Source organism: Ciceribacter lividus (assembly GCF_003337715.1).
Classification (GTDB): domain Bacteria; phylum Pseudomonadota; class Alphaproteobacteria; order Rhizobiales; family Rhizobiaceae; genus Allorhizobium; species Allorhizobium lividum.
On the sequence record NZ_QPIX01000006.1, the window covers coordinates 12,810 to 38,983 of the forward strand.

The window sequence follows — 26,174 nt, forward strand, 5'->3', positions numbered from 1 at the left end:
TTATACCTCCTCCTTTTCACGGCTCATGAGCGCATCCCGCAGCCGCTGGCGCAGCACCTTGCGGCTCACCTTTCCGACCGCCGTGGTCTCGAAGCTCTCGGCGAAGACGATCTGGTCGGGCACCTTGAACTCCGCGAGCCCGCGGCCACGGATGAAGGCCTTAAGGTCGGCGATGCCCGGCCTCGGGCCGTCCGGAATGACGAAGGCGCAGCTACGCTCACCGAGATAGGGGTCGGGAATCGCCACCATCGCAGCGTCGAACACCCCCGGATGAGCGAGCAGATGATCCTCGATCTCCTCGGCGGAGATCTTCTCGCCGGCGCGGTTGATGTGGTCGCCGGCGCGGCCCTCGACGACAAGATATCCCTCGGGCGTCATGCGCACGATGTCGCCGGTCCTATAGTAGCCGTCGGCGGTGAAAGCCCGCTGATTGGCGGCAGGGTCATTGTGGTAGGCGCGGATCGTATAGGGTCCGCGGGTGAGGAGGAGACCCCGCTCCCCCGCCGGCACCGGTTGCCCCATGTCGTCGACGATCAGGATCTCGTCGTCGGGGCTGATCGGCCGCCCCTGGGTTTCCGTCACCAGGTCCTCCGGATCGTCGAGCCGCGTGTAGTTGACGAGACCCTCGGCCATGCCGAAGACCTGCTGCAGCTTGCATCCGAGCGTCGAGGACACCCGCCGCGCCGCCTCGGGCGCGAATTTTGCGCCGCCGACCTGCAGGACTTCGAGACTCGAGATGTCGAACGTCGACCGCCCCGCCGCCTGCATCCAAAGGAGTGCGAGCGGCGGCACCAGTCCGGTCATCGTCACCCGCTCCTGCTCGATCCAGTGAAACGCCGTCTCGGGGCTCGGCGACGGGCACATGACGACACGGGCGCCGACATATACCGCGCCGAAGATCCCCGGAGAGCTCATAGGGAAGTTGTGGGCCACCGGCAGGCTGCCCATGAAGACGGTGTCGGGCGTCATTCCGCAGATTTCCGCGCTCGCCCGGAAACTGTAGACATAGTCGTCGTGCGTGCGCGGAATGAGCTTGGAGAGCCCGGTGCTTCCGCCGGAGATCTGCAGGAACGCTACGCTTTCGGGCGCGGGGTCCGCCGGAAGTGGCGCGTCGCCGGCCGGGAGGTCATCGAGGCTCGGGAATTCCTCCGCCTCCCCGACCACGATGACATGGCGCAGCGCCGGCACCTCCTGCTTCACCTTGCGGGCGAGCGCACGGTAGTCGAAGCCGCCATGACGGTCTGCGACGATGTAGCCGACCGCTTCGGCCCGGTGGAGGAAGTGGGCGATCTCCGTCTCCCGATGCGCCGGCAGCGAAAATACCGGGATCAAGCCGGCGCGGAAGAGGCCGAAGACGACGGAAAGAAAGGCCGTGCAGTTCGGCAGCTGCACCACCACGCGGTCGCCGGGCGTGAGGCCCGCGGAGAGCAGCCCGCGGGCGATCCGTTCGGCTCGCTCATGCAGTTCGCGGTAGGTCCAGCGTCCGTCGGTGCCGACGACCGCGAGGTTGTCCGGATAGGCAGCAGCCGTCCTGCGCAACACGCCGAACATGGTTTCGCCGCGCCAGTAGCCTTTTTCCCGGTAGCGTTCGGCAAGATGTTGGGGCCAGGTCTGTCGAAGCGGTTGCATCTCAGGCCTCTCCGATCTGCGCGGCGGAAAGGCCGAACGCTTCGAGCATGGCGGAAAACTTGTGGGCGGTCTCGGCAAGCTCCCCTTCCGGTGTCGAGCCGGGGACGATCCCCGCGCCGGCATAGAGGCGGGCGTGCCGGCCCTCGATCTCGGCGCAGCGGATCGAAACATACCAGCGGCCGTCGCCGGAGGAATCACACCAGCCGACCGCGCCGGCATAGAAGCCGCGGTCGTAACCTTCGAGATCACGGATGACCGCATCGGCCTCTATGCGCGGCATGCCGCAGACCGCCGGCGTCGGGTGCAGGAGCGCCACCAGATCGACACTCGACGTTCCGATATCCTTCAGCGTTCCTTTGATCCGCGTGCCGAGATGCCACATGCTGCGGGTGGCCTTGAGCGTCACGCCGTCCGGAGCTTGAAGCTCCGTGCAGAGTGGAGAAAGCACGTCCATGATCTGCTCGACCACCAGCGCATGCTCGCGCCGATCCTTTTCGGAGCTCAGCAACGCCTCGGCCGCTTCGCGGTCGCGCGCGGCATCCGGGCTCCGTCGTGCCGAGCCCGCGAGCGGATGGGAAAAGACGCGCGAACCCCTTCGCTCCACCAGAAGTTCGGGCGTCGCGCCCACAAGGAAGCGCAGATTTGCCTCCCGTGGCGACAACGGCGTGGCAAACGTCACGACGGCATCATCGACCGCGAGCCTCGCTATGAGGGCCGGTATGGAGATGTCGCTGCCGACGGTGATCCTGAGGCTGCGAGACAGGACGATTTTGCGCAGGCTGTCCGGTTCCTCACGGAGCCGCGCGAGCCCGCGAGCGACGGCGGCCGAGAAGACGTCTGTCGGCGGCTCCGCCGTCACCTGCGTGCCGAAACCTTGGGGCGCGAGGCGGCCGGCCGGTGTGGCGAGTTCGTGGCGGCCCATGACCCGCAGCGCCTTTTCCGGGCGAAGAAGATAGGCCGGAGCCTCGCGGGCATAGGGGATCGCGCCGACCAGAATGTCGGGACCGGTCGGGTGTTCTTCGAAATGACGCCGGACGCGGTCTGCAAGATCGGCGATGGCACCGCCCGGCAGCTCGCGCGCGACGCCATAGGCAAGCAGGGTCTCGTCGCCGGACCGGAGCACGTAGGACGGCCGGTTCGCCGGGAAGACCCGATCTTCGGGCAGTACGTCATTCAAGGTCGACGGATGGACCATGGTGAACTCCTATGTCTGGGTTTTCTGCCGACGAACGCGGTGGCGTCCGGCGGATCACTTTGTCCAGTAGGTGCCCGCTAGCGGCACGGCGGTGCGGGCATTCAGCTCTTCGAGAGCCTGTCCCGCGTCGAAATCTGTGAAGGCCTGCGGGTAATACCACGTCGCCATCAGTTGCATCGCCAGGAGGTCGAAGCCGGGCGCCAGCAATTGCGACGACATACCGTGGACGCGGCCGGATGCGACCGCCGGCAGGCTCGAAAAGCCGGGGCGTGAAAGCAGCCGCACAAGCGAGGCCTCGGTCGTTTCGGCGTCATAGGAAGGGCCGATCAGCAGGCCGTTACGTTTCTCCATGTAGGGGCCACCGGTCGCGATGTAGACCTCCGGGCCGGAAGAGATCACGTGTTCCGTGCTCACCTGCCCGAACGGGCGTCCCTTCAGGATATCGCCGATATTCCGGACCTTGAGGAGGGCGAGTATCCTGCCGAAGTTTTCCGTTCCCGGAGAATTGCAGCAAGCCTCGGTCGTCGAGGCATGCGTCTCCATGAAGACGGTCGGCGATCCGGCCGCGGCGACCTCGTCTACGCGCGCCACCAGCCCGGCGATCTCCCCATCGCGGAAGTCGGCAAAGGCATCGGCCGCCGCCTCGTTTCCCGTCAGCCGGCCGAGCAGTCGAATACTCTCCCCGGTATGGGCGAGCGGATCGAGTGTGAAGTCGACATAGGCGACGGGAATGCCGAGCGCTTCGAGCTGTCCGATCTGTTCGGGAGCAACGTGTGAGTACAGCGAGAGCAGCACCAGATCCGGCTTCGCCGCGACGATTTCCTCCACCGCGAGGTTCTGCTGGTTGCTCGCAATCTGCGGCAGCCCGTCGATCTGCGGAAAGCGCGCGCGATAGGCCTGGTAGAGATCTTCGCCGATCCGTGCCACGTCGTGCGGCCAGGCCGCGACAAGCGCCGGAGCCTCCTTCCCCGTGAAGGAGAGGGCGATGATGGTGCGCGCATCGTCGACAGCCAGCCTGCGGGCGGGCGCCCGCAAATGGACCTCGCGACCCTTGAGATCGGTCGTGACGATCTCGGCCTCTGCGGCGAAGGCCGACAGCAGCGTGAAGAGCATGGCTGCGAGCATCCCGACCAGGTGGTGGACCGCCCCCAGCCGTATGACAGCATGTCTCAGTCCGGTCATCTCGGCGCCCTTCAGGCAGCGACGCCAACGGCCGTCACCCGTTCGCCGGCGCGCGTCCGCGGACGGATGAAGGTCATGCCGTCGCCGAGCGGCACGAGCGACATGTCCACCCGATCGTCGGACTGGATCTTGAGATTGAGGCTGCGAAGCGCCACCGTTTCCGGCCGCATGTCCTCCGGGTCGGCCACGGAGCGCCCCCAGAACATGTTGTCGAAGCAGATCAGGCCGCCCGGCCGCACGAGCTTCAGGCAAAGTTCGTAATAGGCGTCGTAGCTTTCCTTGTCGGCATCGATGAAGGCGAAGTCGAAGCCGGCGCCGCCTTCCTCCGCCAGGATCCCCTCCAAGGTGCGGGTGGCATCCCCGAGACGCAGCTCGATCCGGTCGTCGAGACCGGCCTCCCTCCAGTAGGATCTGGCGACCGCCGTCCATTCCTCGCTGGCGTCGCAGGCGACGAGGATGCCGTCCTCCGGCAGGACGTCTGCGACACAAAGGGCGCTATATCCGGTGAAGGTGCCGATTTCGAGCACGCGTCGGGCTCCTATGCTTCGCGCCAGAAGCGCGAGCAACTGACCGGCGGCCGGGGTGGTCATCATGTGCCCCTCGGCAAGTGCCAGCGTCTGTTCCCGCAACCTTCTGAGGAGCGGCGTCTGGCGCGTGCCGCAATCGATGACGTACTGGCGGATCTGCTGGTCCGGGATCTTCGGCATTCTGCTCTCCATTTTCGTTCTTGCTCGCCGCTCACCACTTGTATTTCAGCGTGGCGTAGACGGTGCGGGTGCTGCCGTAGAAGCAGGCCGTCGTCGAACTGCAGCTCGACACGTATTCCTTGTTGAAGATGTTGCTGGCCGCGACGTTCAGGCTCAGCCCCGCAAGGTCGGGATTGCGGCGGCCGAAATCGTAGTCGAGCGCCGCGTCGAAGAGCGTGAAGGCCGACACCTTGAAGCTGTTGGCCTCGTCGCCGTAAGTCGACCCGACATAACGCACGCCTGCGCCGAGCCCGAGGCCTTCGAACGCTCCGTCCTGGACGCTGTAATGGACCCAGAGCGAAGCAGCGTCCTCCGGCACGGCATAAGGCCGGTTGCCGACATAGGCCGCGGTCGCGTTCTCGGTCATCTCGGCGTCCATGTGGGTATAGGCCGCCGTGACATCCCAGCCGGCATCGAATGCCAGCTTGGCTTCGAGCTCCACGCCCGTCGTGGTCACCTCCGCGACCTGCAGGTAATAGCCGGGATGGGCGGCATCCGAGGTCGTCATGTTGGACTGGACGAGGTGGTAGACCGAGGCCGCGAGGTAGCTGTCCGAGCCTTCCGGCTGGTACTTGACGCCGGCTTCGATCTGCCGGCCCTCCACGGGATCGAGGGCGACGCCGCCGGCCGTGCTGTAGCCGAGTCCGGTCGGCGGCTCGAACGAGGTGGCATAACTCACATAGGGTGCAATGCCCGAATCGAAGAGATAGGCTGCTCCGACCCTGCCGGTAAACGCATGACTGTCCTGCTCCGTCGATGTGGTGACGTCAGTTGCAAGCGTCGTCGTGTCGGTCTGGATGTCGTAGCTGTCGTAGCGTCCGCCGAGCGTCACATTGAGCTTGCCGAACTCGATCTGGTCCTGCGCGTAGAGGCCGGTCTGGCTCGTCAGCTGCCGGGTGTCGGAGGTGAAGGCCGGGACGGCAATCGCGGCGCCATAGACCGGGTTGAGGTAGTCGATCGACGGTGCCGGCCCGGTCCCCATCAGCCGGTCGGCATCGGCATATTGATAGTCGAGGCCGAAGAGCAGCGTGTGGGCCAGCGGTCCGGTCTCGAAGTCGGCCTGCAACTGATTGTCGACGACGAAGGTGTCGACCTCTTCCTGGAGATGGGAAGCCAGCCGGGTGATCGTGGTTCCGCTCATCGAGCGCCCGCTGAGGCCGATATGCTCGCTCTCGACATGCATGTAGCGCAGGTTCTGACGGAAGGTCAGGTAGTCGTTCAGTTCATGCTCGAACTCGTAGCCGACGCGCGTCGTCCGACGTTCGAAGCTGTCGAAGTCCGGATCACCGACATTGAAGTCGTAGGGAATGTCCGGATAGCTGCCGTTTGCATAGGCGGTGCCGGCGGCCGGCAGGCCGGCCGGATAGGCGCTCGCCGGATCGTCGGTATAGTTGAACAGAAAAGTGAGGCTGGTGCCTTCCTCCGGCTTGATCAGCAGCGAGGGAGAAACCGAAAACCGCTTCGAGGTCACGTCATCCATGTTCGTCTCGTTGTAGCGGCCGGAGGCCGCCAGCCGGTAGAAGAAGACGTCGCTGCCGGCGACCGGGCCGCCGAGGTCCAGCGTCGCCTTGACATACCGATCCGTCCCGATCGTCATCCCGGCCTCGTGGTAAGGGTCCTCGGTCGGGTGCTTCGAGACCAGATTGACGAAGCCGCCCGGCGCCATCTGCCCGTAGAGCACGGAGGACGGCCCCCGCACGACGTCGATGCGCTCGACATCAAAAAGGTCGACGGTCGGCTGGGAGAAGGAAAGGCCGCGCTGCATGCGCAGGCCGTCGAGATAGCCGATGAAGTTCTGATAATTGGCCATGCCCATGCCGCGCACGGGCACGATGTCGTAGCGGTCGTTGTTGCGGATGTCGGGCGTGACGCCCGGCGTGTAGCGCAGGGCCTGTGCCGCAGTCGCAGCACCCTGCTGTTCGAACTGCGTCTTCGTCACCACGGAGACCGCCTGGGGCGTCTTGATGAGGGGCGTCCCCGTCTTTGTCGCCGTGCGCGCGCTCTTGGCGACGAACGTGTTGCCGCTTCTGTCGGCCTGGTCGCCTTTCTGGGTGACCACGATTTCCTCGAGAACGGTCGAATCCTGAGCCACCGCGGAAAACGCGGCCAGGACCGCCAGCGTGCTCACCGATCCCCTGAACCCCCAATGCATAACCCGGACTTTCACAATGCCTCCGCGAATGTCAATTTAACATGATTGCTTTACTCATGTTTTCTATATAGCAAGGACCTGTGCCGACCAATGCCGAGGTCTTTTGCGCACCGCGAAATTTCTTTTGCGAATTCGAAACCCATCCTTCCTGGAGGGCGCCATGGGCGAGATCATCCGGACCGGCGACTTCATCGACCGCCTGCGGCGGCAGAACCGGACCGTCTCGCTGGTCGAGCACGACCCCGGAACCGATTCTTCTCTGATGCGCGGCCGGTTCTGCGACATCGAACTCCGACGGGGGCTGAGCGTGCACGTCTCGGACGTCGTCAGTCTCTGCGACTTGACCGCCGAAACCGAGATAAGGCCCCACATGTCGATCAAGTTCTTCTTCGAGGGAAAGGTCGATGCCGAGATCGGCAACCGGCGCCTGCCCTCCCCGCAGCAGATCCCGCCCTCCTCGCGCTGGATCCCGGCAGCCTGCATGCTCGCCAATCGCCAGGAGGAACGCTTCCGCAATCACACCAGCGCCGGCAATCACATCCGCAAGCTGAAGATCAGGATCGAACCGGAATGGCTGGCGGCCGGCGACATGTTCGCGGACCGCTCCGCCGGCGCGATCGAGCGCTTTGCCCGGTCCGAGTTCGAGCTACTGTCATGGCAACCGACGCCCGCCCTCCTGAAGCTGGCGAACCGGATCATGTCGCCCCCAGAGGAAGAGGCGTGCCTCCGCCATCTCTTCCTTGAAGCCCAGACCCTCGCCGTCATTCACGAGTGCTTCAAGCTCATCGCCGGCGGCAATGCGGACGCCGGAGCGCCGGTCGCGGCGCTGAGAGCATCGGAAGAAAGGAAGCTCGCAGAAGCGGAAGACTATATTCGCGACTGCACGGGCCGCATGCCGTCCGCCGAGGAGATCGCCGCCCATCTGTCGGTCAGCGTCAACACGCTGCACCGCCTGATACGTCGCGGGCGCACCGTCGGCACAGCCAGCTTCGTGCGCACGACGAAGCTCAGGCAGGCGCGGCACGCCATCGAGAACGACGGTCTGCAGATCGCCCGCGCCGCTCATCTTGCCGGTTATTCGAGCCCGGCGAATTTCTCCACCGCCTTCAGGCGTGAATTCGGCGTCCCGCCGAAGGCCGTGCGCGGCTAGCATCAGGCCTGAATCAAGACAGCACGGAAATCATTGACGTTGGTCAGCGTCGGCCCGGTCACCACCTGCCCGTCGATCGCCCCGAAGAAGCTGTGCGCGTCATTCTCTGCCAGCGCCTTTTCAGGATCGAGACCGAGAGACTGTGCGCGGGCAAGCGTGTCGGGACGGACGATGGCGCCTGCCACCTCCGCTGCTCCGTCGACGCCGTCGGTATCGCAGGCGATCGCATGAATGGCTTTGGCGCCGTTCAGCGCCAGTGCCAGTGCCAGGCAGAATTCAGCGTTCGGTCCGCCGACGCCCTTGCCTCGCCGCGTCACGGTGAGTTCGCCGCCGGAAAGCAACAGTGCCGGAGGATCGCCGGGCTTCATCCCCGCCTTTATGGCAAGAGCCTGCTCTGCCTGGGCGGCGGCCACCTCGCGCGCCTCGCCTTCGAGGCTGTCGCCCAGCATGTGAACGGCACAGCCGGCCTGCCCGGCGAGCGCCGTCGCCGCATTCAGCGATTGCCGAGGGGCGGCATAGATGATGTTCTCCACCCGGGAGAGCCTCGGATCGCCCGGCGGCACGACCCCGCCCGGGCGGCGAAGCGCAGCCCGCACGCTCTCCGGGACCTCGACCTTCCATCGGCTGAGCACATCGAGCGCCTCCTCGCGGGTCGACGCGTCACCGACCGTCGGGCCCGAGCCGATGAAGGCCGGATCGTCGCCCGGTACGTCGGAGATCATGAGCGCCAGCATCCGCGCCGGATAGGCGGCCGCGGCGAGCTGGCCGCCCTTTACCCGGCTCAGGTGCTTGCGCACCGTGTTCATCCGGTCGATCGGCGCGCCGGAAGCAAGAAGCGCCGCGTTGACCGCCTGCTTGTCGGCAAGGGAAACGCCCTCGACAGGCTGCACCAGAAGAGCCGAGGCCCCGCCGGAAATCAGCGCCAGCACGAAATCGCCCTCCTTTGCAGCCGCAAGCAGATCCAGCATGCGGCGGGTTGCTACGAGCCCCGCCTCATCCGGCACCGGATGGGCGGCCTCGACGATTTCGATCCCCCGGCAGGGCCTCGCATAGCCGTAGCGTGTGATGACCAGACCCTCGCAAGGACCCCATTCCGCCTCGACGGCCTCAGCCATCCGCGCGCTCGCCTTGCCGGCGCCGACGACGATCACCCGCCCTTCGGGTTTCGGCGGCAGGAAAGCCTTGAGCGAACGCATCGGGTCTGCGACTTCGACCGCCCGGTCGAAAAGCTGCCGCAGGAAGCGGTCCGGATCGTTGATCATGCCTCTGGCCCCCTCCCGCTGGTCTCCCGGATGACGAGCTCGACGGGGGTCAATCGCTCCGGCAGAGGGGGGTGGTTCTCCTCCAGCCATGCGAGGACCGTTTCGGCGATCTGCCGGCCGAAGTCGGCGATCCCGCACCGGACGGTCGACAGCGTCGGGTAGACCTGGCTGCATTCCTCGATATCGTCGAAGCCGACGATACGAAATGCGCTGCCGATGCTCCTGCCGATCTGGGCGAAGCCCGACAGCATGCCGAGCGCGACGAGGTCGTTGAAGCAGATCGCAGCGTCCACGTCCGGGTGGTCGCGCGTCAGCGTGACGGCCGCCTCGCGCCCGAAGGCGCGGCTCGCGCGTCCCGAGACGACAAACGGTTCCATGCCGGCCTCCTCCAGTGCCTGGAGATAGCCGGCCATGCGCTCCTGCGTGACCGTCCGGTCCGGCAAGCCGCCGACGAAGGCGATCCGGCGCGGCGAGAAGCCGAGCAGATGCCGCGTCGCGAGCAGGCTTCCGTTCCTGTAGTCCGGTGCCGCAAACGGAAAGAGATCGACGCGCGGATTGACCTTGCGCAGCACCTGCATGGTCGGGATGCCGGCCCGCGCGATCGCCTCGAACGTCGAGGCGTCGTCGTCATAGGCCGGCGAGACGACGAGAGCCGACACCCCATGCTCGATCATCGCCGCGACCACCTGCGCCTGGATGCGCGGGTCCTCGTCGGTATTGGCAAGCACGGTCGCATAGCCGCGGGCCGACAGCGCCATCTGCAGCGAGGTCGCGAACTCGGTGAAGAACGGGTTGCGGAGATCGTTGATGACGAGGCCGATCAGGCCGACATTGGAGGTGCGCAGGTTGGCGGCGGCGCGGTTGTAGACATAGCCGATCCGGTCCATGGCCTCGCGTACCGCGTGGCGCGTTTCCTCCTTGACCAGCGGGCTGTTCTGCAGCACGAGGCTGACGGTCGACTTCGACACGCCGGCGACGCGCGCCACATCCACGATTGTCGGCCTACGCTCCATTACCGCTCATTCGACTCCGTTGATCTCCAGCAGGAGACGCATCCTTCTCACGGCAAGCTCGGGGTCGGCAAGCAGGTTTGCCTGGTCGGCGAGGCGGAAGACCGCGCTGTAGTGGACAATGTCGCGGCTCGACTGGAAACCGGCCGGCATGATGAAGTGCTTCTGGTAGCCATTGAGCCATGCGAGAAAGGCGATGCCCGCCTTGTAGAAGCGCGTCGGCGCGCGAAAGATCTCGCGGCTCAAGGGCACCGTCGGTGCCAGCAGGCGATGGTAGGTCTGAAGGTCGCCGCCGGCCAGCGCATCGAGGGCCTGCGAGGCCGCCGGCGCGATCGCCGCGAAGATCCCGAGCAGCGCATGGGAGTAGTGCTTGCCGTCGCCGGCAATCAGATCGGCATAGTTGAAGTCGTCGCCGGTATAGAGCCGCACGCCCTCGGGGAGGCGGGCGCGGAAGGCCTCCTCGTGCGCCTGGTCGAGCAGGGAGATCTTGATGCCATCGACCTTGGCCGGGTTTTCGGAAATCAGCGCGAGGACGAAGTCGCTGGCGGTCGCGACGTCCTCGCTGCCCCAATAGCCCTTGAGCGCAGGATCGAACATGTCGCCGAGCCAGTGCAGGATGACGGGCGCTGCCGCCCCGTCGATCAGCTTGCGATAGACCGAGCGGTAAACCTCCGGCCCAGCGCCGATTGCCGGGAAGGCGCGCGAGGCCATCAGGATCAGCTGTCCGTCGACGGCCTCGATCGCCTCCGCCTGATGTTCGTAGGCAGCGAGGATCGCGCCCGCGTCGCGCAGATCCTGCGGGGCCACGTGATCGGTGCCCGCACCGCAGGCAACCCGCGGTTTCATCGGATGCGACCGGGCCGCGGCCATGGTGCGCTCGATCAGTTCGCGCGCCGTCTGCCAGTCGACACCCATGCCGCGCTGGGCGGTATCCATGGCTTCGGCAAGGCCGAGCCCCTGGTTCCAGAGCCCCTGACGGAAGGCGAGCGTCGCCTCCCAATCGACTGCAGGCCTCGTATCCCATGGATTGCGCTCCCGCAGCGGGTCCGACACGACATGCGCCGCGGCGAAGGCGGTGCGGGTCAACGGACGGGAAGGCGCGCGTGGCGTGAGCGGCGCGCCGGTGAGCGTGTAGTCCTCTATCCGGCAATCCTCGGTGGGCAAACGTATCATGGTGATGTCCTTCAGTTTTGAACCGGCAGGTCGAACACGAGGATCCCGTCGAGGCCGCCCTCTGCATGGGCAACCAGCCGGGCGCCGAAGCGCTGGTGATCGGGATGGGCCTGATAGGCTTCGAGCGCCGGCCAGTCGGCGAAATCGGCAACGAAGCCGTGCATGTAGCCCCGCTCGATCTTTTCCGGGCTCTCGCTGCGGCCGGAGGTGATGGAAAGCAGGCCGTCGATCCTGCCTTCGATGGCGTGAAGCTCCTCGAAAAGGGCGCGGATCGTCGCTTCATCGACATCCGCGCGAAACCGGACGAGCACGATATGGCGGATCATCGGTCACACTCCATGGTCGGCGCGGATCATGTCGGCGGCCTTTTCGGCAATCATGATCGTCGGCGCGTTGGTGTTCGAGGAGACGACGGCCGGCATGATCGAGGCGTCGACCACACGCAGGCCGTCGATGCCGTTGAACCTGAGGCGCGGATCGACGACGGCGGCGGGATCGGAGCCCATACGGCAAGTGCCCGCCGGATGATGATCGGTCTTGGCGTGCGCGCAGGCGTAGTTGAAATAGTCCTCGTCGGTCGAAACGTCGGGACCGGGCAGCCGCTCCGCCTTGACGAAAGGCTTCAACGCATCCTGCCGCATGATCTCGCGGGCGAGCTTCAGGCCGCGGATCGACATCTCGCGGTCGTAAGGGTCTTCCCAGTAGTTCGGATCGATGAGCGGCGCGGCAAGCGGATCGGCCGAGGCAAGCCGCACCGTGCCGCGGGAGCGTGGCCGCAGATAGGCGGAGTTGAGCGTTACCCCGCCATTTTCCATTGCCGCCACGCCGGCCTCGATGCCGGAGCCGAGGCCGAGATGGAACTGGATGTCCGGCGAGCGTGCCTCCGGGTCGGCATACCAGAAACCGCCGGTCTCGAAGAGGCTCGAGGCCACCGGCCCGGTCCGCGAGAGGATGTACTGAAGCCCGGCCAGAACCGAGAGGTGCGGCTTGGCGTAGCGGTCGTAGGTGTGGGGTCCGGTGCACTCGGCGATCACGAAGAGGTCGAGGTGATCCTGGAGATTGGATCCGACGCCCGGCTGGTCCAAGACGACGGGCACGCCCACGGATTTCAGATGATCGGCCGGTCCGATGCCGGAGAGCATCAGCAGCCGCGGGCTACCGATCGCACCGGAGGAGAGGATGACCTCCCGCTCGGTGCGGACGATGCCCTCGCCCGCAAGGTCGACGCCGACGGCGCGCCCCTTCTCGACGACGACCTTCAGGACCTGCGCCCCGGTCCGGATCGTCAGGTTCCTGCGGCCGCGCGCCGGGTTGAGGTAGGCAATCGAGGCGGACGAACGGCGGACGTTGCGCTGGGTGAGCTGATAGTAGCCGACGCCGTCCTGCTTTTCGCCGGTCATGTCGGGGTTGAAGGGAATACCGAGTTCGCCCGCTGCCTTGAAATAGGCCTCGCAGATCGGCAGGGGTGCGGCCGGTTTGCTCACCCCCAGAGGTCCGCCCTTGCCGTGATAGCGGTTGTCGTAGGTGTCGTTGTCCTCGGCCTTGCGGAAATAGGGCAACACGTCATCGTAGGCCCACCCCTCGCAACCCGCCTGCCGCCAGCCGTCGTAGTCGAGCGCATTGCCGCGGGTGTAGATCTGGGCGTTGATGGTCGACCCGCCGCCAAGCACCTTTGCCTGCGTATAGCGGATCACCATGTCCTTCATGTGCCGCTGCGGCACTGTCTGCCAGCCCCAGCTGCCGATGCCCTTGGTCATTTTGGCAAAGCCCGCCGGCAGGTGATAGAAGGGATGCCAGTCGCGACCGCCGGCCTCGAGCAGCAGAACGCGCGTTTGCGGGTTCTCCGAGAGCCGCGCGGCGAGCACCGAACCGGCCGAGCCTCCCCCGACGACGATGAAATCATAGGACGTCTGCATACGATGCTCCTACAGGCGCGGGATCGAAAGGCCGCCGTCGACGGGAACGATAGCGCCGCTGGCGAAAGCGAGGTTTCCCTCGGCCATCGGAACCACCACCCGGCCGATGTCTTCGGGCTGCCCCCAGCGCTGTGCGGGCACGAGCCCCCCTTCGATCCGGGCGGTGTACTTGTCCTTCACGCCGGCGGTCATCTCGGTTGCGATGATGCCGGGCCGAAGCTCGAACACGCCGATGCCGTGCGGCGCCAGGCGAACGGCGAAGAGTTCCGCCATCATCGCCGCCCCTGCCTTCGAGATGCAGTATTCGGCCCGTTCGATCGACGCCATGGCGGCGCTGACCGACGTGACGAAGATCAACGAACGGTAGACGTCGGAAGGTCGGGCGACCATGCGGCGGGCGACCTCCTGGGCGAAGAAGAAGGCGCCGCGCAGATTGACGCCGAGGACGAAATCGAAGCTCTCCGGGGAAAGATCGAGCATGTCGCCGCGCACCTTCGCCGGTACGCCGGCATTCGAGACAAGCGTCGTTACCGGTCCCATCTCGCCTTCGATCGCGTCGAGCACGGTGCCGACCCTGTCGATCTCCTGCAGGTCGTGCCGGAAATAGCGCGCCCTGTCCCCGAGCCTTTCGAGCGCGGTCCCGACCTGCGGGGTGTCCGCCTCCGAACGCGATACCAGCGCCACGCGGAAGCCGGCGCCGACCAGGGCCTCTGCAATGCCGAGGCCGATACCCTGCTGTCCGCCGGTGATGAGTGCGAGCCGTGTCACTGCTGGAACTCCGTTTTGGTGATGTGCCTTGCAGCCCTGAGCGCAAGCGCGGCGATGGTGAGTGCCGGATTGACGGCCGCCGAAGTGGGCAGGACCGACGCGTCGACGACGAAGAGGTTGCCGTGATCGTGGCTGCGGCCATAGCTGTCGACGACACTCGTCCGCGGATCGGCTCCCATGCGTGCCGTCCCGCACTGGTGGGACGGCGTGCGCCGGTCGAAGGCCCGTGACAGCACCACCGGATAGCCAGCCTTGCGCAAGAGCGCCTTGAGACGCGCGACGAGCGCCAGATGCGCTTCCCAATTGGAGCGCTTCCAGTCGAGCACGATTTGCCCGTCCTTCAGGCTCACCCGACTTTCGGGATTGGGCAGATCCTCGGACATCGCGTAGAGATCGATCGACCGGGCGGCGATCCAGTGCGCGAGCCGCCGCGGCAGGGGCGAGCTCGCCGCAAGGATCGGACCGGTGATCTTGCCGAGCAGCTGGATGTTGCCGAGCGGCTCGCCATGCGGCCCGCCGGTGAGGTAGAAATCGTTGACCAGCAGGGTCTTCTGGTAAACCGACGGGTTGCGGCGGAGCGGATTGAGCGCAAGCACCGCCGAGCAGTTGTGGTTCATGAAGTTGCGCCCGACCTGGTCGGAAGAGTTCGCAAGCCCGTTCGGATGGCGGCTGTCGGCGGACGCCAGGAGAAGCGCCGCCGAGCGGACCGCGCCGGCCGCAAGAACCACGAGCGGCGCCGTGATCACCTCGCGTTCGCCGCCCGCCTCGACCTCGACGCCGGTGATGCGGCCGTCTTCGGACGCAAGCAGACGCCTTGCCTCGCAACCCGTCAGCAGCGTGACGTTCGGGTGCTGCAAGGCCTTCGACAGGCAGGCCGTCTCGGCGTCCATCTTGCCGCCGCAGGTGTCCGGAAAGGCATCCCAGGTCGTCCGGCCGCCGGCGAGCCAGCGCTCGATGTCGACCCCGAGCGGCAGCGAGGCCGGGTGCAGGCCGACCCGGCCGAGCCGCCGGCGAAGATCGGCAATCGCAGGCTCATCGGGAACCGGGAGATAGGCGTATTGGCCGGAGTGAGAGGGTTCCGTCGGATCATCACCGAGCGCACCCCGCACCTGAAAGAGCGTCTCCGCCTCCTGGTAGAAGGGTTCGAGGTCGTCATAGCCGATCGGCCAGCCCGGCGTCGTTCCGCCCATATGGCGCAGCGGTGAAAAATCCTCGAGGCGATAGCGGATGAGAACGGCGCCGTAGAACTTGGAATTGCCCCCGACATAGTAGTAGTTGCCCGGATTGAAGGGACGCCCCTCCCCGTCCAGCCACGTTTCCTTCGGCCGGAACCGCGCTCTCCCGAAGATTTCCTCCGGGTCGCGGTCGGCCGCAGACGGCGTCAGCCGTTCCCCCTTCTCGATGATGAGGATCCGCCGGCCGCTCGGCGAAAGCGCGGCCGCGAGTGTGGCGCCGCCCATGCCCGAGCCGACAATGATGATGTCGGGGACGACATCCGGGATTGTATCGGGAGCGTTCATGGCCGGATGCGTTCTTCCGTCTTCGGATCGAAGGCGACGGCCTTTTCCATGTTGACGGCAAAGTCGAAGACCTGACCGGCATGAATGTCGGTATCGGCACGCATGCGGCCGATCACATCCTTGCCGCCCAGCGTCATGGTGACGAAGGTGTCGGAGCCCGCCGGCTCTGTGACGACGACCCGGTTCTTGAGGCCGACGATGTTCGACGACTTGCGGTCGGCACCCTCCGGATCGGTGATCGCTTCCGGCCGGATGCCGAGGAGGATTTCCCTGCCATCCCAGGCAACGAGGTTCTGCTGGCTGAAACGCAGGTGTTGCTCGCCGCCCTCTCCATCCGTGACTGCGGCATGCGGCGCTCCGTCACGGACGACGACGCGGGCCGGCAGCACGTTCATTGCCGGGCTTCCCATGAAGGTCGCGACGAAGACGTTGGCCGGCGTGTCGTAGATCTCCTTCGGCGTTCCGAGCTGCTGGATATAGCCCTTGTTCATCACCGCGATCCGGGTCGAAAGCGTCATCGCCTCGATCTGGTCGTGGGTGACGTAGACGATCGTCGTCTTCAGCTTCTCGTGCAGCTTCTTGATCTCGGTGCGCATGTCGACGCGCAGCTTGGCGTCGAGGTTGGAAAGCGGCTCGTCGAACAGGAAGACGTCCGGGTCGCGCACCAGTGCGCGGCCCATGGCGACACGCTGCCGCTGCCCGCCGGAGAGCTGGCCCGGTTTGCGGTCGACCAGATGGTCGATCTGCAGGAGCCTGGCAACCTCGGTGAGCGCCTTCTCCCGCTCGGGCTTCGGCACGCCGTGCATTTCCAGCCCGAAGGTGATGTTCTGGCCGACCGTCATGTTGGGATAGAGCGCGTAGGACTGGAACACCATCGCGATGTTGCGCTTCGAAGGATGCACGCCGTTGACCACCCGGCCCCTGATGGCGATCTCGCCCGAGGAGATGTTCTCGAGGCCGGCGATCATGCCGAGAAGGGTGGACTTGCCGCAGCCGGACGGTCCGACCAGCACGAGGAATTCGCCTTCTTCGACGGAGATGTCGACGCGATGGAGCACCTCGAGCTGTCCGTAGGACTTGGTGACGTTGTTGATGTCGAGAAAGCCCATGTTCTTATCCTTTGACTGAGCCCGCCATCAGCCCGCGCACGAAATAGCGGCCGGCGACGATGTAGACGAAGAGGGTGGGAAGAGCGGCCAGGATCGCGCCGGCGAAGTGGACGTTGTATTCCTTCACGCCGGTCGACGACTGCACCAGATTGTTGAGCGCCGCCGTCATCGGCTGGCTGGTGCCGCCGAAGGAAACGCCGAACAGGAAGTCGTTCCAGATGTTGGTGAACTGCCAGATCACGGAAACCACGGTGATCGGCCCGGAAACCGGCAACAGGATGCGCCAGAAGATACGGAAGAAGCCCGCGCCGTCGATCTGGGCCGCCTTGACGAGTTCCGTCGGGAAGGTAGCGTAGTAGTTGCGGTAGTAGAGCGTCGTGAACCCGATGCCGTAGACCACATGGACGAGAATGAGACCCGGCACCGAGCCGGCGAGCCCCAGCTTGCCGAGCACGAGCGCCATCGGGATCAGCACGATCTGGAACGGGATGAAGCAGGAAAACAGCATCAGCCCGAAGATGATCGTGTCGTATCTGAACCGCCACTTGGTGAGCACGTAGCCGTTCAGCGCGCCGACGATGGTGGAGATCGCGACGGCGGGGACCACCATCAGGATGGAATTCAGGAAATAGGGCTTGAGGCCGGTTGGCGAGACGCCGATCTGTGCGGTCGACCAGGCGGATTTCCAGGCCTCCAGCGTCCAGGTCCGAGGCAACGCCATCATGTTGCCGCCGGTGATCTCCGGGAGCGGCTTCAGCGAGTTGATGCCCATGACATAGAGCGGCAACAGGTAGAAGAGCGCAAAGAGAAGCAGCACGAGGTAGATGAAGGTACGGGCGACGCGGCCGGTCCTGACCGCGGTGTCCTGGCTGACGGCAGACATCAGTGCTTCTCCTTCAGCTCGGCATAGAGATAGGGAACCATGATCGCGGCAATCGTCATCAGCATGATGACCGCGGAGGCCGCGCCGATGCCCATCTGGTTGCGGGTGAACGTGTAGGAATACATGAAGGTCGCGGGCATTTCGGTCGCCCGGCCGGGACCGCCGCCGGTCAGCGCGATCACGAGGTCGTAAGACTTGATCGCCAGATGGCTGAGGATGACGAAGGCCGAAAGGAAGGCGGGCCTCAGGAGCGGGATCACGATGCGGCGATAGAGCTGCAGGCTGGAGGCGCCGTCGATCTGGGCGGCCTTCAGGATTTCGTTGTCGATCCCGCGAAGCCCGGCGAGGAACATGGCCATGACGAAGCCACTGGTCTGCCAGACCGCCGCGATCACGATCGTGTAGATCGCCATGTCATTGTCCTTGATCCAGGTGAAGGTGAAGCTCTCCCAGCCCCAGAGCCGCATGATCCGCTCGAGCCCAATGCCGGGATCGAGAAACCATTTCCATGCCGTGCCGGTGACGATGAAGGAGAGCGCCATCGGGTAGAGGTAGATCGGACGCAGGAACCCCTCGCCGCGGATCTTCTGGTCGAGGAAGATTGCAAGACCGAGGCCGAGCACCGTGCAGATGACGATGTAGAGGCTCGCGAAGATCGCGATGTTGACGATCGCGATGTGCCAGTTTTCGAGCGCCCAGAGCCGCGTGTAGTTGCTGAGACCCACGAAGGTATAGAGCGGCAGCATCTTCGATCCGGTGAAGGAGAGGAAGATGGTGAACAGGATGAAACCGTAGACGAAGACCAGCGTCACCGCGAGGGAGGGTGCGAGCACCACCTTCGGCAGCCAGTCCTGTAGGCGCGTGCGCATATCGGCCCGCGTTGAGCTTGTCATGGGTCTCCTCCCTGTCCCTGTCGATCATGCCGGGCGAGCCCTCTCTGCGTCGCCGGCGAATGACCGGGCGGCGGCAGCCGCCGCCCGGCATCTGCGGTTACTTGGTCGCCGCAACCGCGTCGGCGAGCGCCTTTGCCGCTTCCGCACCGTCCTTGTAGCCACCGTTGAAGGCCTTGGTGACGACGTCGTAGACAGCGTTCTTGACCGCGGCCGGCGCCGCATGGCCGTGGGCCATCGAGCCGAACAGCGTGCCGCCGGAGCTCGCCTCCGCCAGATCCTTCATGCCCTTCTTGCCGCAATCGTCGAAATCAGCGTCCGGTACGTCGGTGCGAGCCGGCACCGAACCCTTGACGACGTTGAAGGCCGACTGGAATTTCGGGCTCTCGATCGAGGAGGCCATCGCCATCTGGGCCTTGACCTTGTCGTCACCCGAGACGTTGAACATGGCGAACTGGTCGGAGTTGAAGGTGACCGAACCTTGCGTTCCCGGGAAGCGGATGCAGACAAAATCCGCACCCGGCTTCTTGCCGGCCTTCAGGAATTCGCCCTTGGCCCAGTCGCCCATCATCTGCATGCCGGCCTTGCCGTCGATCACCATCGCGGAGGCGAGGTTCCAGTCGCGGCCGGAGAAGTTGTCGTCGGCATAGGTCCTGAGCTTCATCAGCCGGTCGAAGGCATCGGCCATGTCGGCGCCGCCGAGCGTTTCCTCGTCGAGGTCGACGAAGGCCTTCTTGTAGAAGTCGGTGCCCTTCGAGAGAACGACACCGTCGAACACGGTCGCATCCTGCCAGGGCTGTCCGCCATGGGCGAGCGGGGTGATGCCGTTCGCCTTCATCTTGTCGAGCACGGCGACCAGCTCGTCCCAGCTTTCCGGCGCCTTGCCGCCGGCCGCATCGAGTGCTGACTTGTTGATCCAGACCCAGTTGGTCGAATGGACGTTGACCGGGGCCGCGATCCAGTGACCGTCATACTTCGAGAACTTCTGCAGGGCTTCCGGGACGACCTTGTCCCAGCCTTCGGCGGTCGCCACCTCGTCGAGGTTGCCGAGAGCACCCTGTTCGGCCCAGTCGAGAATGTCGAAGCCGAGCATCTGCACGGCGGTCGGCGGATCACCGGCCGTCACACGGGCACGAAGGGCGGTCATTGCCGCTTCGCCGCCGCCGCCGGCCACCGGCATGTCGACCCAGCCGATGCCCTTGCCGGCGAGGTCTTCCTTCAGGACGTTGAGAGCGGCCGCCTCGCCGCCCGAGGTCCACCAGTGCAATACCTCTACATCGGTGGCATGGGACAATGTCGCAGTTCCTGCCAGCACGGTACCAGTGACCAGCAATGTCTTGAAAAGGCTACGCATGTTCTCCTCCTGTGTTATGCGTTGCTTTCATCGATTCCAAAGATCTGTCAGCCGCGGACCCAGTTCGCCCGCGTGCGCCCGACCCGCATGACGACCGACTTGATCTCGAGGAATTCCTCGAGACCGTAGCGGCCGTTTTCTCTTCCCTGACCGCTCTGCTTGTAGCCGCCGAAGGTGACTTCGGGGAAACCGTCCATCCAGGTGTTGGTCCAGACCGTGCCGGCCTCGGCGCGGCGCGCGAAGGCAAGGCAGGTGTGGACATTCTCGCTCCACACGCCGGCCGAAAGACCGTAGGCGGCGTCGTTGGTCAGCGCAATCGCCTCGTCGAGCGTGCGGAAGGTGAGCACCGAGAGCACCGGCCCGAAGACCTCCTCGCGCGCAATCGCCATGTCGGCGGTCACGCCGATAACCACGGTCGGCGCGAAGAACCGGCCCGGCAGGCCGGGATGCGAAACAGGCGCGCCCCCGAGCTTGAGGCTTGCTCCCGCCGCCAGCGCATCCGCAACATAGCCGGCGATCTTCTCCTGGTGGGCCTGCGAGATGATCGCGCCAACCTGCGTTTCGGGGTTGAGCGGATCACCGAATGCCACCTTCTTCGAAAGCGCGACGACCTTCTCGACGAGCGCCTCGGCAATATCCTCGTGGACGATGATGCGGCTGCCGGAATTGCAGCATTCGCCGGCGTTGAAATAGACGCCGAAGGTGATCGCGTCGGCGGCACTTTCGAGGTCGGCATCCGGAAACACGACCTGCGGGTTCTTGCCACCGAGTTCGAGCGCCACCTTCTTCAGTGTTGCAGAAGCGGCCGCCGCGATCGCCTTGCCGACAGCGGTCGAGCCGGTGAAGCTCACCATGTCGACATCCGGATGCTCGGCCATCAGCGCGCCGACCGGCTGGCCGAAGCCGAGCACGATATTGACGACGCCCGCCGGCAACCCGGCCTGAAGCAGAAGTTCGCCGAGGATGACCGTCGTCGACGGCGTCATCTCCGACGGCTTGATGACGCAGGTGCAGCCGGCGGCAAGCGCGAAGGGCAGCTTCTGGCTCAGGATCCAGAAGGGAAAGTTCCACGGCGTGATGATCGAAACGACCCCGATCGGCTCCTTCAGCACCATGGCGAGCATGTCTTCGCCGAGCGAATTGTGGCTGTCGCCGTACATCGTGCGGGCGAGCGACGCCGCATAGCGCCAGAGATCGGCCGCGCCGGCAATCTCGCCGCGCGCCTGACTGATCGGCTTTCCGCTTTCGAGCGTCTCGAGGAGAGCCATCCGCTCGACATTGGCTTCGATCCGGTCGGCGACCTTGAGCAGAAACATCGCGCGTGCCTTGCCGGAGATGCGGCTCCAGCGCCCGTCGTCGAAGGCCTTGCGCGCCGCCTCGATCGCGGCTTCCGTCTCTACCCGGCCGGCGCGGGCGGAGCGGCTGACGAGAATGCCGTGCGAGGGCGAGATCCGGTCGAAGGTCTCGCCGTCGTGGCTCTCTCTCCAGATGCCGTCGATCAGGTGCCGGCCCTCGAAGGGGGCTTTCGGCAGGGCTGCCTCGACGGCGGCGGTCATGGTCATGTCGCTCATGGTCACTCTCCCGAAAAGACCGGTTTGCGTTTGTCGCGGAAGGCCGCAACACCTTCGTTGCGGTCGGCGCTGGCCGCGATCGCAGCGCTTCCGAGCGCCTCGATCATTGCCGCCCGATCCTCGCCGCAGCCGGCATGGATCATAAACTTGGCGACCTCGACGGCCCGCGGCGAGAGCTCCGCGACCTTTGCGGCGATCTCGACGGCCGCCTGGCGAGGATCATCGGCGATCTCCGCGACGAAACCGAGCTGCAGGGCGCGCTCGGCACCGATGCGCCGCCCGAAGAGCGCCATTTCCTTGATGACAGCTTCCGGCAGCAGACGGGCAAGCCGCTGCGTGCCCGACCAGCCCGGCACGATGCCGACATGCGCCTCGGGAAGGGCGAGCGTCGCCTTCGGCGCCATCACGCGGATGTCGCAGGCCGCCGCAAGTTCCAGCCCGCCGCCGAAGGCATGGCCGGAAATCACGCCGATGACGGGTTTTGAGAACCGCGCGAGACGGTCGAAGATCCGGTGTCCGTCGCGGACCCAGTGGCGGGCGAACTCCGCCGGCGAAAGGTCGCCCCAGGCATTGATGTCCGCACCGGCGCAGAAGGCCCGCTCCCCTTCCGCCGTCACCATCAGGCAGGTGATGTCCGTCCGGCACTCGACGGTGTCGAGATGCCCGGCGAGTTCCTGCAGCATCGCGACGGTGAAGGCGTTGAGCTTGGCGGGATTGTCGAGCCGGATCTCCGCGAGCCGGCCGTGGATATCGAGATGAACCGTACTCATGGCGTCCACCCCATCGGCGCCTCGGACAGCAGCTTGCGGTCGATCGTCACCGCATCCGGCGCGACCCGGACACGTCCTTGCGAGGCGTTGACGATGTCCCGCTCCGGCTCGATGCCGGGCATGATCTCGGTGGCGACGAGGCCGTCCCCGGTCAGCCGCATGACACAACGCTCGGTGACATAGAGCACGTCCTGTCCCTCGGCGCGCGCGCGCCGGCCGGAAAACGTCACGTGCTCGACCTTCTCCACCATCTTGGTGAACTTGCCGGGTTTGGCGACACGGATGCCCTCTCCGGTGAACTGCACCTCCGCACCCGCCTCGAACCAGCCGGAAAAGACGATCTTGCGCGCCTGCGCGGTGATGTCGACGAAGCCGCCGCAGCCCGCCGTGAGATAGGGTTTCTTGCCGAGCTTGGAGACGTTGACATTACCCTCGACATCGACCTCGAGGAAGGAGAGGAACGACACGTCGAAACCGCCGCCCTGGAAGTAGATGAACTGCTGCGGCGAGGGCACGAAACCATCGGCATTCGAGGCACAGCCGAAGGCGAAGTCGGTGAGCGGCATGCCGCCGACGGCACCCTGCTCGATCGCCCAGGTCACCGCGTCAGGATGGCCCTCCTCGAGCAGGATGCGCGGCACCTGCGCGCTGATGCCGAAGCCGAGATTGGCGGTCATGCCACGCTTCAGCTCGAATGCGGCCCGGCGCGCGATCACCTTCTCGACACCGTGCTCGGCGAGTTTGAAGCTCGACCACGGCCGCATGATCTGGCCGGAGATCGCCGGATCGTAAGGCGTCTCGCAGGTCTGCTTCTGGTCTGGATCGATAACCACGAGGTCGACGAGGTGACCCGGTACCCGCACGTCGTGCGGCCGGAGACTGCCGGCAGCCGTCATGCGCTGCACCTGCGCGATCACGACGCCACCGTGGTTGCGCACGGCAATCGCCTGTTCCAGGCCGCCGAGATAGGCGCCCTCGTGCTCGTAGGTGAGGTTGCCGCGCTCGTCGGCCGTCGTCGCCCGCAGGATGCAGACGTCCGGCACGATATTCGGAAAATGCAGCCAGGTTTCGCCCGCAAACTCCACCCGCGCGACGATCGGTCGGGCGGCGGCCTTCGCGTTCATGGCGCAACCCTCGCGCCGCGGATCGACGAAGGTGTCGAGACCGATACGGGTGAGGACACCCGGCCTGCGGGCGGCCGCCTCGCGGTGCATGTCGAACATGATGCCGGAGGGCACGTTGTAGGCCTCGATGCGATCCTCGACGATCATCTTCCAGATCTCGGGCATCGGCAGGCTCGACGGGCCGGATGGGTAGGAGCCGGCGAGAACGCGGCTGATCAGGCCGTCCCTGGCGATGTGGTCGATGCCCTTGACGCCGTACATGTCGCCGGCCGCGATCGGATGCAGCATGGTCAGGCCGCGCGGATGGCCCTCGTCGTCGAAGCGTTTTCCGAGCGCTTCCAGAACGAGATCGGGGCAGCCGAGGGCGGAGGAAGACGAAACGGTGACCACCGCCCCGTCGGGAATGCGCGCAACGGCTTCTGCCGCCGAAACGAGCTTGCTCATTTGGCACCCCCATAGTCGACGTCGACAGCGGCACCCGTCAGCGCGGCCTCGCGAACGGCAAGCGCGACCGCAAGCGATTTGACGCCATCCCAACCGGTCGCGGCCGGCCCGCCATGGCCAGCGACAGCCGCATGGAAGCGCCGAACCGCCTCGCCGTAAAGATCGTGGGGATCGTAGGCGACCGGTTCTCGGCCGGCCGCGGTCACGAGTTCGATCTCGCCCACCGGATTCTGCGTCATCACACCCCTGGCGAAGATGGAGCCTTCGGTGCCGTGCACCTCGAGGCCGGTTCCGGCGAAGGGATGAGTGAAGCTCTCGTGGCTCATCACCATCGCCCCGGACGGCATCGTCCAGGCGGACATGACGGAATCCTCGACACCCTGTCCAAGCCCCGATGCGGCCATCCGGGCGACCACCGTCTTCGGATCCTCGCCCGTGAGGAAGCGGACGACATCCGCATCATGCACGGTAATGTCCGGGATGACGCCGCCGCCGGCCGCGGGAGAATTGATGCGCCACCCCTGCAGGTTCTCCGGCAGGTGGACGGCGTGATGGAGCCGCAGCGACAACACCCGGCCGATCCGCCCGTCGCGGATCAGGGACTGGACGGCGCGGTGGCTGCCCGAGCAGCGAAGATGATGGTTGGTGGCGAAGACAACGCCCCGCTTCTCCGCCGCGCGGACCATCGAGCCGGCGTCGGCAATCGACATCGCCAGCGGCTTTTCGCAGAGAACGTACTTGCCTGCCGCAATCGCAGCCAAGGCCTGAGGCAGATGTTTCTCGTTGGTGGTGGAGATGTAGACGGCGTCGACGTCGGGATCGGCCACCGCCTCTTCGACACTTGCGCCGGAAAGAGGAATGGCATGGGTTGCGGCAAAGGCGGCACCGCGCTCGGCCGATGCGCTCACCACGCGGACAATCTCGCCGCCCTCGGCCCGCAAAGCCCGGATCATATACTGCGCGGCGATGGTGCTCGCCCCGATCAGCGCCCAGCGCATCTCCGTCCTCCATGATCGAGTTTAGATCGTTCCAATTTCTATATGGAACGTTCCAAATCTTGTCAACGAGGAAAATCGTACGAACGAGGTAGCGATTGTATCAGGAGGTTCGCCGCTCGTCGGGCTCGACCGCCGGCAACCAATGACCAACCGGCCGCAACGGTCGCCTGTTCACACGATTGGCAACGGCGGTGGCGCTATCCGCCTATCGCCTCGCGGTGCGCCGGCTATCGGCACTTGCGGCTTCCGGCCCTTTCCTCTCCGCCATCGCCCGGACAAGGAGCAGCATGACGAGGGCCTGGCCGTAGGGCGCCGGGACATTGGGGATCTGCCGGTAGAAATCGAGCGTATGCCCCATCGGCGTGCCGTCGGAGACCTCGAGCACGATCCCGTCGTCGTCGATGCGCGCCAGCACCGCCTCAAGCGCCTTGTCGGCGACCGGCTTCAGTCCTGCGTCCAGCAGGCCGAGATCAATGCCGCGCAGGATACCGTAGGCGATCGCCGCCGTGGCGGAAGTCTCCTCCGGCGAGCCCGGATCGCAAACCAGGGTGCAGAACATGCCGTTGTCGCGCTGGTGGGCGGCAAGCGTCCTCACCTGCGACCGCAGCACGAAAGTGAGGTGCCGCCGCAAATGGTCCGGCACGTGGGAGACGAGACTGAAAAGCTCCGGGATGGCAACGGTGATCCACGAGTTGCCCCGCGCCCAGAAAGCCCTGGCGAAATTGTGCCGGCCGTTGAAGGTCCAGCCGTGATACCAGAGGCCCGTCACCGGATCGGCGAGATAGCGTTCGTGGACGAGAAACTGGTAGAATGCTTCCTCAATCCAGTCCTGCCGGCCGAAACGCTGACCGGCGCGGGCCAGAAAGAGGCACGTCATGAACAGCGTGTCGTCCCAGAGTTCGCCGTCATTCATCCGCTCTTTCACGACGTGCTGGAATCCGTCATCCTCGGTGCGCGCGAGCTTCGTCATCAGCCAGTCGGCCCAGTCCCGGACCAGCGCCTCCCAGTCCGGACGGTCGACATGGTCGATCAGCACGCTGAGCGCCAGCATCGGCGAAGACGAGTTGACCTGGCGCGGCGGCAGGCCGCGGCCGATCTGCCAGTCGTACCACCGAGCGATCGCGTCCATCAGCGAGCGGTCGCCGACCGCCTCGGCGTGGCGGATCAATCCGTAGATGCCGACGCCGACCTCCCAGTCCCATTCATCGAACTGCAACTGGTAGGCGCCATCGGGCGCGGCGACCGTCTCGTTGATTCCCTTCAGGCGGGCAAGGCCCAGCGCAACGCGGGAGAGAGTCTCGGAAAGTAGCTCGGGCTCGATCAACATC

22 protein-coding genes are annotated in these 26,174 nt (G+C 65.6%); 1 reads left to right on the forward strand and 21 read right to left on the reverse strand.

Annotated elements, in window-relative coordinates; all coding sequences use genetic code 11:
- Genes DFR48_RS11625 through DFR48_RS11645 form a run of 5 tightly spaced genes read right to left on the reverse strand, consistent with a single transcriptional unit; the run spans position 1 to position 6,880 of the window.
- Complete coding sequence (locus DFR48_RS11625; RefSeq protein ID WP_114363323.1) at positions 1-1,629, reverse strand: (2,3-dihydroxybenzoyl)adenylate synthase; 1,629 nt, start codon at positions 1,627-1,629, stop codon at positions 1-3.
- A gap of 1 nt (position 1,630) precedes the next feature.
- Positions 1,631-2,824, reverse strand: coding sequence for an isochorismate synthase (locus DFR48_RS11630; protein ID WP_114363324.1), 1,194 nt, complete (start codon positions 2,822-2,824; stop codon positions 1,631-1,633).
- Positions 2,825-2,878: 54 nt separating this feature from the next.
- On the reverse strand, positions 2,879-4,006 hold the full coding sequence (locus tag DFR48_RS11635) for an ABC transporter substrate-binding protein (RefSeq protein ID WP_114363325.1): 1,128 nt from the start codon (positions 4,004-4,006) through the stop codon (positions 2,879-2,881).
- Between the two features lie 11 nt (positions 4,007-4,017).
- Positions 4,018-4,713 (reverse strand): O-methyltransferase, encoded by a 696-nt coding sequence (locus DFR48_RS11640; RefSeq protein WP_210205982.1) that lies wholly within the window; start codon positions 4,711-4,713, stop codon positions 4,018-4,020.
- A gap of 31 nt (positions 4,714-4,744) precedes the next feature.
- Positions 4,745-6,880: a TonB-dependent siderophore receptor gene (locus DFR48_RS11645; protein ID WP_170141855.1), complete on the reverse strand. Its 2,136-nt coding sequence runs from the start codon at positions 6,878-6,880 to the stop codon at positions 4,745-4,747.
- A gap of 184 nt (positions 6,881-7,064) precedes the next feature.
- Here DFR48_RS11645 and DFR48_RS11650 point away from each other — a divergent pair, with 184 nt between their 5' ends.
- Positions 7,065-8,054: a helix-turn-helix transcriptional regulator gene (locus tag DFR48_RS11650; protein WP_114363328.1), complete on the forward strand. Its 990-nt coding sequence runs from the start codon at positions 7,065-7,067 to the stop codon at positions 8,052-8,054.
- Between the two features lie 2 nt (positions 8,055-8,056).
- On the opposite strand, the gene DFR48_RS11655 is transcribed toward DFR48_RS11650, so the two are convergent.
- From DFR48_RS11655 to bglB, 16 genes are all read right to left on the reverse strand, one after another.
- Positions 8,057-9,316 (reverse strand): glycerate kinase type-2 family protein, encoded by a 1,260-nt coding sequence (locus DFR48_RS11655; RefSeq protein WP_114363329.1) that lies wholly within the window; start codon positions 9,314-9,316, stop codon positions 8,057-8,059.
- A complete protein-coding gene (locus DFR48_RS11660) occupies positions 9,313-10,329 on the reverse strand; it encodes a LacI family DNA-binding transcriptional regulator (protein ID WP_114363330.1) in 1,017 nt (338 codons plus the stop codon). Before DFR48_RS11660 ends, DFR48_RS11655 begins: the two co-directional genes overlap by 4 nt.
- Positions 10,330-10,335: 6 nt before the next feature.
- Positions 10,336-11,505 (reverse strand): dihydrodipicolinate synthase family protein, encoded by a 1,170-nt coding sequence (locus DFR48_RS11665; protein WP_170141870.1) that lies wholly within the window; start codon positions 11,503-11,505, stop codon positions 10,336-10,338.
- A 5-nt stretch (positions 11,506-11,510) separates the two neighbouring features.
- Positions 11,511-11,825, reverse strand: coding sequence for a Dabb family protein (locus DFR48_RS11670; RefSeq protein WP_114363332.1), 315 nt, complete (start codon positions 11,823-11,825; stop codon positions 11,511-11,513).
- Positions 11,826-11,828: 3 nt separating this feature from the next.
- Complete coding sequence (locus DFR48_RS11675; RefSeq protein ID WP_114363333.1) at positions 11,829-13,415, reverse strand: GMC family oxidoreductase; 1,587 nt, start codon at positions 13,413-13,415, stop codon at positions 11,829-11,831.
- Positions 13,416-13,424: 9 nt separating this feature from the next.
- Positions 13,425-14,183: a 3-ketoacyl-ACP reductase gene (locus DFR48_RS11680; protein WP_114363334.1), complete on the reverse strand. Its 759-nt coding sequence runs from the start codon at positions 14,181-14,183 to the stop codon at positions 13,425-13,427.
- Positions 14,180-15,703, reverse strand: coding sequence for an FAD-dependent oxidoreductase (locus tag DFR48_RS11685; protein ID WP_114363335.1), 1,524 nt, complete (start codon positions 15,701-15,703; stop codon positions 14,180-14,182). The genes DFR48_RS11680 and DFR48_RS11685 overlap by 4 nt, the downstream gene beginning before the upstream one ends.
- Positions 15,700-16,812: an ABC transporter ATP-binding protein gene (locus DFR48_RS11690; protein WP_114363336.1), complete on the reverse strand. Its 1,113-nt coding sequence runs from the start codon at positions 16,810-16,812 to the stop codon at positions 15,700-15,702. Before DFR48_RS11690 ends, DFR48_RS11685 begins: the two co-directional genes overlap by 4 nt.
- Positions 16,813-16,816: 4 nt before the next feature.
- Complete coding sequence (locus DFR48_RS11695) at positions 16,817-17,695, reverse strand: carbohydrate ABC transporter permease (RefSeq protein ID WP_114363337.1); 879 nt, start codon at positions 17,693-17,695, stop codon at positions 16,817-16,819.
- The gene (locus tag DFR48_RS11700; RefSeq protein WP_114363338.1) at positions 17,695-18,588 is read right to left on the reverse strand and encodes a carbohydrate ABC transporter permease; all 894 of its coding nucleotides are present in this window, start codon (positions 18,586-18,588) and stop codon (positions 17,695-17,697) included. Before DFR48_RS11700 ends, DFR48_RS11695 begins: the two co-directional genes overlap by 1 nt.
- Positions 18,589-18,685: 97 nt before the next feature.
- On the reverse strand, positions 18,686-19,939 hold the full coding sequence (locus DFR48_RS11705) for an ABC transporter substrate-binding protein (RefSeq protein WP_114363339.1): 1,254 nt from the start codon (positions 19,937-19,939) through the stop codon (positions 18,686-18,688).
- A 47-nt stretch (positions 19,940-19,986) separates the two neighbouring features.
- Entirely contained in the window at positions 19,987-21,501 is a 1,515-nt protein-coding gene (locus tag DFR48_RS11710) for an aldehyde dehydrogenase family protein (RefSeq protein WP_425359252.1), read from the reverse strand.
- Between the two features lie 11 nt (positions 21,502-21,512).
- A complete protein-coding gene (locus DFR48_RS11715) occupies positions 21,513-22,280 on the reverse strand; it encodes an enoyl-CoA hydratase/isomerase family protein (protein WP_114363554.1) in 768 nt (255 codons plus the stop codon).
- On the reverse strand, positions 22,277-23,848 hold the full coding sequence (locus DFR48_RS11720) for an acyl CoA:acetate/3-ketoacid CoA transferase (RefSeq protein WP_114363341.1): 1,572 nt from the start codon (positions 23,846-23,848) through the stop codon (positions 22,277-22,279). Before DFR48_RS11720 ends, DFR48_RS11715 begins: the two co-directional genes overlap by 4 nt.
- Complete coding sequence (locus DFR48_RS11725) at positions 23,845-24,846, reverse strand: Gfo/Idh/MocA family protein (protein WP_114363342.1); 1,002 nt, start codon at positions 24,844-24,846, stop codon at positions 23,845-23,847. Before DFR48_RS11725 ends, DFR48_RS11720 begins: the two co-directional genes overlap by 4 nt.
- A 205-nt stretch (positions 24,847-25,051) precedes the next feature.
- The gene (gene bglB, locus DFR48_RS11730) at positions 25,052-26,173 is read right to left on the reverse strand and encodes a beta-galactosidase BglB (protein WP_114363343.1); all 1,122 of its coding nucleotides are present in this window, start codon (positions 26,171-26,173) and stop codon (positions 25,052-25,054) included.
- Between the last annotated feature and the right edge of the window lies 1 nt (position 26,174).

What these genes read in the sequence shown, in the direction of transcription:
- DFR48_RS11660 (WP_114363330.1), bottom strand. Translation starts at nt 10,329, where the DNA reads ATGGAGCGTAGGCCGACAATCGTGGATGTGGCGCGCGTCGCCGGCGTG.
- DFR48_RS11720 (WP_114363341.1), bottom strand. Translation starts at nt 23,848, where the DNA reads ATGAGCAAGCTCGTTTCGGCGGCAGAAGCCGTTGCGCGCATTCCCGAC.
- DFR48_RS11705 (WP_114363339.1), bottom strand. Translation starts at nt 19,939, where the DNA reads ATGCGTAGCCTTTTCAAGACATTGCTGGTCACTGGTACCGTGCTGGCA.
- DFR48_RS11650 (WP_114363328.1), top strand. Translation starts at nt 7,065, where the DNA reads ATGGGCGAGATCATCCGGACCGGCGACTTCATCGACCGCCTGCGGCGG.
- DFR48_RS11725 (WP_114363342.1), bottom strand. Translation starts at nt 24,846, where the DNA reads ATGCGCTGGGCGCTGATCGGGGCGAGCACCATCGCCGCGCAGTATATG.
- DFR48_RS11670 (WP_114363332.1), bottom strand. Translation starts at nt 11,825, where the DNA reads ATGATCCGCCATATCGTGCTCGTCCGGTTTCGCGCGGATGTCGATGAA.
- DFR48_RS11630 (WP_114363324.1), bottom strand. Translation starts at nt 2,824, where the DNA reads ATGGTCCATCCGTCGACCTTGAATGACGTACTGCCCGAAGATCGGGTC.
- DFR48_RS11715 (WP_114363554.1), bottom strand. Translation starts at nt 22,280, where the DNA reads ATGAGTACGGTTCATCTCGATATCCACGGCCGGCTCGCGGAGATCCGG.
- DFR48_RS11675 (WP_114363333.1), bottom strand. Translation starts at nt 13,415, where the DNA reads ATGCAGACGTCCTATGATTTCATCGTCGTCGGGGGAGGCTCGGCCGGT.
- DFR48_RS11710 (WP_425359252.1), bottom strand. Translation starts at nt 21,501, where the DNA reads ATGACCATGACCGCCGCCGTCGAGGCAGCCCTGCCGAAAGCCCCCTTC.
- DFR48_RS11655 (WP_114363329.1), bottom strand. Translation starts at nt 9,316, where the DNA reads ATGATCAACGATCCGGACCGCTTCCTGCGGCAGCTTTTCGACCGGGCG.
- DFR48_RS11695 (WP_114363337.1), bottom strand. Translation starts at nt 17,695, where the DNA reads ATGTCTGCCGTCAGCCAGGACACCGCGGTCAGGACCGGCCGCGTCGCC.
- DFR48_RS11625 (WP_114363323.1), bottom strand. Translation starts at nt 1,629, where the DNA reads ATGCAACCGCTTCGACAGACCTGGCCCCAACATCTTGCCGAACGCTAC.
- bglB (WP_114363343.1), bottom strand. Translation starts at nt 26,173, where the DNA reads ATGTTGATCGAGCCCGAGCTACTTTCCGAGACTCTCTCCCGCGTTGCG.
- DFR48_RS11685 (WP_114363335.1), bottom strand. Translation starts at nt 15,703, where the DNA reads ATGAACGCTCCCGATACAATCCCGGATGTCGTCCCCGACATCATCATT.
- DFR48_RS11640 (WP_210205982.1), bottom strand. Translation starts at nt 4,713, where the DNA reads ATGCCGAAGATCCCGGACCAGCAGATCCGCCAGTACGTCATCGATTGC.
- DFR48_RS11690 (WP_114363336.1), bottom strand. Translation starts at nt 16,812, where the DNA reads ATGGGCTTTCTCGACATCAACAACGTCACCAAGTCCTACGGACAGCTC.
- DFR48_RS11700 (WP_114363338.1), bottom strand. Translation starts at nt 18,588, where the DNA reads ATGACAAGCTCAACGCGGGCCGATATGCGCACGCGCCTACAGGACTGG.
- DFR48_RS11635 (WP_114363325.1), bottom strand. Translation starts at nt 4,006, where the DNA reads ATGACCGGACTGAGACATGCTGTCATACGGCTGGGGGCGGTCCACCAC.